Source organism: Streptomyces sp. T39, from assembly GCF_008042045.1.
Taxonomy (GTDB): Bacteria; Actinomycetota; Actinomycetes; order Streptomycetales; family Streptomycetaceae; genus Streptomyces.
Window position 1 is genome coordinate 119889 of sequence record NZ_RDBP01000037.1, and the last position, 8847, is coordinate 128735.

Annotated in this window: 4 protein-coding genes; all 4 read right to left on the reverse strand. The window is 76.9% G+C overall.

Annotated features, from left to right (window positions below):
* Nucleotides 1-143: 143 nt before the first annotated feature.
* Nucleotides 144-767: a GntR family transcriptional regulator gene (locus EAO77_RS22990; RefSeq protein ID WP_147990200.1), complete on the reverse strand. Its 624-nt coding sequence runs from the start codon at nt 765-767 to the stop codon at nt 144-146.
* Nucleotides 768-913: 146 nt separating this feature from the next.
* On the reverse strand, nt 914-6076 hold the full coding sequence (locus EAO77_RS22995; RefSeq protein WP_147990201.1) for a tetratricopeptide repeat protein: 5163 nt from the start codon (nt 6074-6076) through the stop codon (nt 914-916).
* Entirely contained in the window at nt 6069-7517 is a 1449-nt protein-coding gene (locus EAO77_RS23000; protein ID WP_147990202.1) for a lipase/acyltransferase domain-containing protein, read from the reverse strand. The genes EAO77_RS22995 and EAO77_RS23000 overlap by 8 nt, the downstream gene beginning before the upstream one ends.
* 197 nt (nt 7518-7714) lie before the next feature.
* A partial coding sequence (sucB, locus tag EAO77_RS40290; protein WP_261994113.1) for a 2-oxoglutarate dehydrogenase, E2 component, dihydrolipoamide succinyltransferase occupies nt 7715-8847 on the reverse strand: 1133 nt, incomplete at its 5' end.

Sequence of the window (8847 nt, forward strand, 5' to 3'; positions counted from 1 at the left end):
GGTGCGCGCGCCGGGCCGGGCGTCCCGCGCCTCGCCGGCGTTCGAGGCGCGGGGTGCGGGACGGAGCCCCGCCGGACCGGGTGGCGGGTGCGGACCCGGCTGAGCGCCGGTGGTCGCGGCAGCCGGACGGCTCGAAAGCCGCGCTACGCGCGCGGCGCGCAGCCGAGGACGTGCGCCTTCACCAAGGCGCCGATCTCCGGGTCACGCCGCCGGAACGCCTCCACCAGATCCTGGTGCTCCTCCGCGTAGGACTTCTGCACCGTCCCCAGCCACCGGATCGACAGCGCCGTGAAGACCTCGATCCCGAGCCCCTCCCAGGTGTGCAGCAGCACACCGTTGCCCGCCGCCTTCACCAGCTCCCGGTGGAACGCCACCGTGTGCCGCACCTGGGCCGTGCCGTCGGCGTGCCGGTCCGCCTCGTAGAGGGCCGTCACATGGGGCTCCAGCGCCGAGCAGTCCGCCGCCAGCCGCTCCGCGGCCAGCTCCGCGGCGATCTGCTCCAGACCCGCCCGGACGGGGTAGCTCTCCTCCAGGTCAGCGGCCGTCAGATTCCGCACCCGCACGCCCTTGTTGGGCGCCGACTCGATCAGCCGCAGCGACTCCAGCTCCCGCAGCGCCTCGCGCACCGGGGTCTGGGAGACCTCCAGTTCCGTCGCGATGCGGCGCTCGACGATCCGCTCCCCGGGCTTCCAGCGCCCGCTGACGATCCCCTCCACGATGTGCTCGCGGATCTGGTCGCGCAGCGAGTGGACGACGGGGACGGTCATGAATGCGCTCCTCACCAGATGGCCGACGCCGAGGTTACCGGAGAGGAATGCCCGCGCACCCTCCGTGGGAGCCTCGCGCCGCCCCCGTCCGTGAGGCCGCCTCCCGGCCCGGCGGGGACGCTCCCGCGCCGCGAACCCGCACGTCGTCAGGGTGCGGCCGGGTCCGCGACGGCCGGGCGGCCGTCGGCCACCACGGACTGCAGCAGCGCGGTCAACTCGGCCGTGTGACGCGGATAACGGCCGATCAGGCCCGCGATCTCGGCCACGGCCGCCGCTCGCTCCCCCGGCCCGGGCACCGCCCGCACCGGCGGCACGTCCTTCCGCCCCGCGAGGACGGCGGCCACCGCGTGGTGCACGTCCGCCGCGAACGCGTCGCCGAACCGGGTCCGCTCCAGTTCCGCGCACAGGTCGAGCGTCTCGGTGTCCGGCTTCCTCCCGGCGCAGGCGCGCCCGATCCGGCGGCGGAGCGCTTCGCGGTCCTCCGCGCAGCGGTAGGCCTCCTCGATGCCGTCGAGGACGGCGAGGCCGAGCAGTGCGTGCAGCGGGGTGCGGGTCGTGCCGCTGCGTGCGGTCAGGACGACCAGGGCGTTCGGGTCCACCAGCATGTCGGCGTGGGTCACCAGCAGGTCGCGCGACTCCCGCAGCGTCCTCGCCGCGGCCCAGGTGTCGACCAGCTCGATCAGCAGGTGCAGGTGGAACGCGACGTCCGGCCCGTGCTCGACGGCCGCGCTCCACAGCTGCAGATGCGTGGCGACCTCCGGCTGGACCGTCAGCAGCTCCCCGAGCGCCACTCCGGCCTGCGGGGACCGCAGCCACGGGTGTGCGTCCCAGTAGGCACGGGATGACGCCCAGTCCCCGCAGTCGAACCAGCCCATCAGCGTCTGCAGCGCGTGGGCGGGCAGGCTCAGCCACGGCGGCGGACCGGCCGCCTCCGGATCGGCGTCCCGCACCAGCCGCCGGACCAGCACGGCCTCGGCCTCACCGCGCTCCGCGTGGTGGAGCAGCAGCTGACGCGCCTGGAAGGCCCGGGAGTGCCGTCCCGGCGCCGTGGAGCCGTCATCGTCCCCGTCCTCCGGACCGGTCCGGTCCGGCCGGGTGAGGGGCACCAGTTCGTGCACGGCCTCCTCGGCCCGTCCCGAACGGAGCTGGTGGGCCAGCCGGAACAGACGCACCTGCCAGGCGGCCGCGGGATGCCCGGCCACCGCGCGCTCGGCCCGGCGGATCGCACCGAGCGCCGCTCCGGGGTCGCCCGCGGCGGTCAGCACCTGGTCGAGCCCGGCCAGTGCCTCCCGCAGCGCGCCCGCATGGGCCCCCGGATGGGCTTCGGCGCAGACGGTCAGCAGGGCGACGGCGTCCTCGGCCGCGGCCCGGGCGCCGTCGTGGTCACCCGTCTCGCAGAGCCGCCGCCCCAGGGTGCCCACCGCCGTCGCCAGCGGCGCCGTCCAGTGCGCCGGCTCGTCCTCGGCCAGTTCCCGGAACATCCGCACGGCCTCGCGCACCGCGGCCAGCGACTCCTGTTCCCGGGCGGTCTCCGCGAGCCGGAGCGACAGGTTGTAGTAGGCGCTCGCCAGCACCGGCGGACCCGCCCCCGGCACACCGGCGGTCCGTTCGCGCTCCATGTCCAGGCCCTCGCGGGTGACCGCGAGCGCCTCCTCGTGGGCGCCGGTGCACGCCAGACGGATGCCCAGATTGCCCAGCGAACGCGCCAGACCGCCCCGGTACCGCGCCGGTTCGTCCTCGGCCAGCTTCCGGTAGAGGGCCACGGCGTCGCGTGCGTGCACCAGCGCCCTGTCCCAGTCGCCCAGGTCGGAGTGGCGCGAGCCGAGGGCGTCGCAGGCGAGGGCGAGGTCGCCGAGGTGGACCGCGGGCAGGGCTCCGGCCAGCCGCCGGTACAGCTCGGCGGACTCCTGCGTCGCCTCGATCGCGGCGACCGGGTCGCCGGCGTCGGCGTACTGGTTGCCGAGGTTGTGCAGGCACAGGGCCAGTTCCGCGCGATGGGCGACGGGATCGCGCTCGGCCGCCGGACGCAGGAGCCCGACGGTCTCGACCCCCGCGGCGAGGGCCGCCCGGTAGTCCCCCCGTCTGCCGAGCGCGGTGGCCAGCGTGCTCAGCGAGAGCGCCAGACGACGCGGCGAGGCCGCCGGGTCCGCGGCGGCCGGAGCGCGGTCGAGGTCCACCGCCTCCCGCGCGTGGACCAGCGCCTCCCGGTGCTCCCCGGCGGCCAGCAGCCGTCCCGCGAGCACGCCGAGCGCGTCCGCCAGCGCGGCCCGTCCGGCCACGGGGGCGGCGGCGGCCACCCGGCGCGCCGCCTCCAGCCCTTCCCGGGCGGCGGCGAGGGAGTCGCCGTCGCGCCCCGCGGAACCCAGCAGCACCGCCAGGTTCCCCAGGGACTTCGCCAGGCGCGGCAGATGGTCGCCGGGACGCTCGGCGGCCGGGGCGCGGTGCAGTTCCACCGACTCCTGGGCGGCGGCGAGGGCTTCCCGCGTCCGGCCGACCCTGTCGAGGGAGACCGCGAGATCCCCGAGCGCCGTCGCGAGGAGGAACAGATGGGCCGCGGGGGCCTCGTCGGCCAGCCCCCGGGCCACGGCGACGGCCTCGGCGCAGGCGTCCAGGGCTCCGCCGTACCGGCCCACGGCGCCGAGGTGCGCGGAATGGTTGATCAGGAACTGCGCCAGCCGCGGCAGATGGACGGACGGGTGACGGTCCGCCAGCTCCCTGCACAGGCCGACGGCCTCCTCCGACCGGGCCGCGGCGGCCTCGCGATCGCCCGCCTCCGACAGCCGGGCGGCCAGGTTGCCGAGGTACGAGGGCAGTCCGGGCCCGAAGGCGCCGGGATCGCCGGCGGCGAGGTCCCGCTGGACCTCGGCCGCCTCCCGGGCCGCGTCCAGGGCTCCCGCCCGGTCCCCTGCGGCGGCCAGCCGGTGCGCCAGGCCGTCGAGTGCCCAGGCCAGCCCGGGGCGGTGGGCGTGGGGATCGGTGCCGGCGAGCTCGCGCTGCAGTGCGGCGCCCTCCCGTGCGGCGTCGACGGCCTCCCCGGCCTGTCCGCCGTCGGCCAGCAGCGCGGCGGCCTGCTGCAGGACGAGCGCGAGCACCGGACGGAACACGCTGCTGTTGCGCCGGTCCAGGTCCCGGACCAGCAGGATCCCCGGGGGGCCCGCCGACAGGGCGTGGGCCGCGAGACCGGTGAGGAGATAAGGATTGGCACGTTCCGGTTCCCGCGCGCCGTCCGTCTGCCGCAGCAGGACGCCGACCAGGGCGCGGGCCACCCTCTCCCCGGCGAGCGGACCGTGCCCCGGGGAGGCCCCGGGGGCCAGGGGATGGTGCGGAGGTCCCGCCTGCCCCGCCCTCCGCGCGGACGGCGCTGCTTGCGCACCACGCCCCAGGCCCTGCAGATGCTCCGCGAACTCCCGGTGGTACAGCCGGTACACGGCCTGCGTCCCGTCGGTGTCCTCCACCACGAACGCGCCGAAGGCGTCGAGCAGCCAGTCCACGTCCTCGGGACCGTAGACCGTCCCCTGCTCGGCGAGGCCCGTGGCGGCGCCCTCCCAGACGCCGCGCGCGGGCATGCCCCGGCCCGCGCTCCAGGCCAGGGCCGTGAGCAGGTCCGTGGCCGCGCTCGGCAGTTCGGCGCCGTCGCGCAGCCGCCGCGGTCCCCGCGCCAGCTCCTCGGCGAAGGCGGCGCCGACGGACGGGGGCAGACCGGGCAGCCCGCCCGGTGCCTGCGCGTCGTACCGCGCGACCAGCGACCGGGTCACCAGGCGCGCGAAGAGGAACCCGCCGTCGTCGCTCACGGCACGCTCGGCGACCCGGCGGGCCGCCGTCTCGCACACGTCCGCCGGCAGGCCGCCCAGCGTCAGCCGCCGCCGGGCGTAGTGGGCGATGTCCTGCGCCGTGCCCGGCTGTTCGTCGAGATCGACGCGGCGGATCCGGGCGCCGAGCCACCGGCTCAGCGTCCCGTCCAGGCTCTCCTGCGGTGCCGCGTGCGGACGGAACGGCCGGGCGCGGGAGCCGAGCAGCACCGTCGCGATCCGGCTGAGCGGTACGAGCAGCTGCTCGACGACCGCGGGTGCCTGCTCGCCGGCCGCCTCGTCGAGCCCGTCGAGCACCAGCACCGGCGGGCGTCCCAGGTCCAGCGTCTCCATCTCCGCGATCAGCGCCGCGGGGGTGCGCGGTGCCGGGAGCCCCAACTGCCGCGCCAGGGCCTCGGCGAGGCGCTGCGGGTCCGTGCCCCGCAGGTGGAGCGAGGCGTCCACCGTGTTCTCGCCGGGGTCGGGGTCCCCCTCCCGCAGCGCCCCGTGGGCGCGGGCCTCCGCGCGCCGCCGGGCATCCGACAGTGTGGCGACGCGCCCCAGGACCGCCGACTTCCCGCTGCCCGCGGAGCCCGTGACGAGGAACAGCCCCGGCTCCCCGGCGGCGAGCCAGCCGACGATCTCCGTCAGCACCGCGTGCCGGCCGGTGAAGAACCACCCCTCCTCGGTGCGGCCCGCGCCCCGCGCGGCGAGGACCAGGTGCTCCACCAGCTCCTCGCCCGGGTCCCGGCGCAGGCGGGGGTTGCGGAACATGGGCAGCGCCCGGCCGGTGGTCACGGCGGCCGGACGCTGGCCGTCGTCGTCCCAGCGGGCCAGCACGGCCTGGACGACCGCGTCACCGGTCACGCCCTCGTTGCGCACGCTCCACTCGTGCCGGTACCCGCCGGCGCCCGGCCCGTCGCGCAGCACCGCCGCGAGCGTGTCCAGCAGCACGCCGCGCCCCGCGGCGCGTTCGCCGGACTGGCAGCTCGCGACGACACCGAGCCACTGGGCCCGGCCCTCGGGGAGCGAGGTGCGGGCGAAGTCCTCCATGGCCCGGCGCAGCGGCTCCAGCACCCCCGCGCCGGAGTGGCAGGTGTCCACGACCAGCAGGATCTGGTCCGCGCCGGACCGCAGTGCGGCCGCGGTCAGCAGCTCGGTGCGGTACACCTGCTCCTCGTCGTCGGGGTCCTCGGTGTCCCCGGTGATCAGGTGCAGCCGGCCGTCGTGCACCTGCGCGTGCCCGGACCACACCACCACGGCCGGGCCGCCGCCGCCTTGTGCCGCATGCCGGCGCGACCAGGCGCGGAGCCGGTCGAGGACCGTGCCGCGGTCCGGGTCGGCCACCGTCTCGGCCGGGCAGCCGCAGGCGGTGAGCAGTCCGGCGAGCGCGTCCAGCTGGGCCCGCGCGCCCGGCAGGTCGGGCACCAGACCGCCGCGGTGGAGTGCGACCACGAAGCCGATCGCCGTGCCCGCGGCCGCGTCCCCGCCGGGCGAGGGCGCGGCTTCCCCGTCACGCATCGGCGGTGCGCCCCTCGGCCGGGTCCCCGTCCCCCACCATGACCAGCGCCGTCACCGCCGCGTCCGGCCGCCCGGCCGCCTGCACCACCAGCCGGTACGGTCCGGGCCGGGGAGGGTCGGGGAAGACGCCCCCGTAGCGGCCCGCTCCGCGGTTGCGCAGGGTGCGTGACGTCGCAGGGCCGCCCTCCGCCGGGTGCAGTACGGCGGCGACCGCCAGCCGGTCGCCGCCGGGGGTGCCGTCGGCCGTCACGGACAGCTCCAGCCGCTCGCCGGCCGGCAGATGGGCGGGTGCCGCGACGCCCAGCCGCACCGGCCGCGGCGCCGGGTCGCGGTACACGGCGGGCGCGGGCGCCAGCAGGCCCCACAGGGAGTCCCGCACACCGGGGTTGTTCTGGAGCGAGCCGTGCTGCTCACAGGGCGTGTGGCCGTGCGCGGCGCCGGGCGGGTGCGCCGACAGCCGGGGCACGGTGCCGTCCCCGCCCTCGGCCCGCAGGCCGGCCGTCGTGGAGACGAGCAGCCGTTCGCCGTCACCGGCGACGGACGCGGTGGTCGCCGTCGGCTGGAGCACCCCGGCGATCGGCACGAGGGCCGGGTCGGTGCCGCCGGTGCGTCCTCGGGCCGCGTCGCGTATCTCCGCGTGGAAGTCACCGGCGTCGCGCAGCAGGGCCGGGTCGGGTCCGGGCAGCGCGTACGGCAGCTCCCGCGGGTAGAGCAGCCCGCCGGGGGAGTCCAGACAGGCGTAGTCGGGCGTCAGCTGGTGCACCGACGGCAGCGACCGGGCCAGCCGGGTGATCGCGGCCCGCACCGGCCGCGGGCCGACGCCGTGACCGTCGACCAGGGTCTCCAGCGCGTCCAGCGAGCCCCGGTGCGGGGTGCCGAGGGTGATGATGCGGCGGACCGTCTCGTGGCCGCCCAGGCACTCGGCCCAGTAACGGGCGACCAGGCCGCCCATGGAGTGGCACACCAGGACCACGCGGGCGTCGCGCCGTGCGGCCGCCGACGCGCGCCAGCGGCCCAGTTCCTCGTCGACGACCGCGCCCAGCCGGGCCGCGTTGAACCGGCAGGACAGCCGCCAGTCGTAGGCGAACGCCACCAGGTTGGCGGCGGCGGACGCGGGCTCGCCCGCACCCCGGCGGCGCAGGGTGAAGGAGGCTTCGAGCCAGTCCAGCAGCCCGCTGTAGCCGTCGACCAGGGCCCAGCGCCCGGGCAGCGCGTAGAGGTCGCGCAGGAGGCCCGTCGGCCGCACCCCGTCGCCGGGATGCGCGTCGCCGAGGTCCGCCGGCAGGGTCAGGCCGGTCACGGACCGTCCGAAGGTGCGGATGCCCTGCCGGAGCGCGGCGCCCGAGAGCCCCCACACCTCGCGGCCGTCGCGGTCGGCGAGCGCGCTGCCCATGATGCCGGGCACCACGACCACCAGGTCGTGCGTCGGCTGACGTGCCATGCGTACCGGCCCCCCCTCCGGGCCCGCCGTCCGGCCCCGATTCCCCCGTGCCACGGTATCCGCGCCCCGGGCACGGGGAGGGGCGAACGGCACAACGGGGCACGCCCGCGGACACGGACGTGCCCCCGCCCCGGATCGCTCCGGGACGGGGGCACGCGTGAGGCGGACGACCGGCGGCCGCGCGGGCCGCCGGTGACCTACAGGCCGAGCTCGACCTCGAACTCGCCGGCCTCCAGGATCGCCTTGACCGCGGTCAGGTAGCGGGCGGCGTCCGCGCCGTCCACCAGACGGTGGTCGTAGGAGAGCGTCAGGTACGTCATGTCCCGGACGCCGATGACGGTGCCCTCGGCGGTCTCGATGACCGCCGGACGCTTCACGGTGGCGCCGATGCCCAGGATGGCGACCTGGTTCGGCGGCACGATGATCGTGTCGAACAGCGCACCGCGCGAACCGGTGTTGCTGATGGTGAAGGTCGCACCGGACAGCTCGTCCGGCGTGATCTTGCTGGCCCGGACCTTGCCCGCCAGGTCCGCGGTGGCCTTGGAGATGCCGGCGATGTTCAGGTCGCCCGCACCCTTGATGACCGGCGTCATCAGACCCTTCTCGGAGTCCACGGCGATGCCGATGTTCTCCGAGTCGAAGTACGTGATGGTGCCCTCGTCCTCGTTGATCCGGGCGTTGATGACCGGGTGGGCCTTCAGCGCCTGGGCCGCGGCCTTCACGAAGAACGGCATCGGGGAGAGCTTGACGCCCTCGCGGGCGGCGAAGGAGGCCTTCGCCTGCTCGCGCAGCTTCATCAGCTTGGTGATGTCGACCTCGACGACCGAGGACAGCTGGGCCTGGCCGTGCAGCGCCTTCATCATGTTGTCGCCGATGACCTTGCGCATGCGGGTCATCTTGACCGTCTGACCGCGCAGCGGGGACGCCTCCGCCGACGGCGCCTTCGACGCGGCCGGGGCGGCCGCGGCGGGGGCCGGGGCGGCGGCGGCCTTGGCGGCCTCCGCGGCGGCGACGACGTCCTGCTTGCGGATGCGGCCGCCGACGCCAGTGCCCTTGACCGAGCCCAGGTCGACGCCGTTCTCGGCGGCGAGCTTGCGGACCAGCGGGGTCACGTACGCGTCGCTCGACTCGACCGCGGCGGGCGCCGCGGGCGCGGCCGGGGCGGCCTGCGGAGCCGCGGCCGGTGCCGGGGCGGCTGCCTGCGGGGCAGGAGCCGGAGCGGCGGCCGGAGCCGGAGCGGGCGCCGGGGCTGCGGCCTGCGGGGCGGGAGCCGGGGCCTCCTGCTTCGGGGCCTCCTGCTTCGGAGCCTCCTGGGCGGAGCCTCCTGGGC

Excerpts from the sequence above, each read along its gene's own strand:
- EAO77_RS22990 (WP_147990200.1), bottom strand. The coding sequence starts at position 767 with ATGACCGTCCCCGTCGTCCACTCGCTGCGCGACCAGATCCGCGAGCAC.
- EAO77_RS23000 (WP_147990202.1), bottom strand. The coding sequence starts at position 7,517 with ATGGCACGTCAGCCGACGCACGACCTGGTGGTCGTGGTGCCCGGCATC.
- EAO77_RS22995 (WP_147990201.1), bottom strand. The coding sequence starts at position 6,076 with ATGCGTGACGGGGAAGCCGCGCCCTCGCCCGGCGGGGACGCGGCCGCG.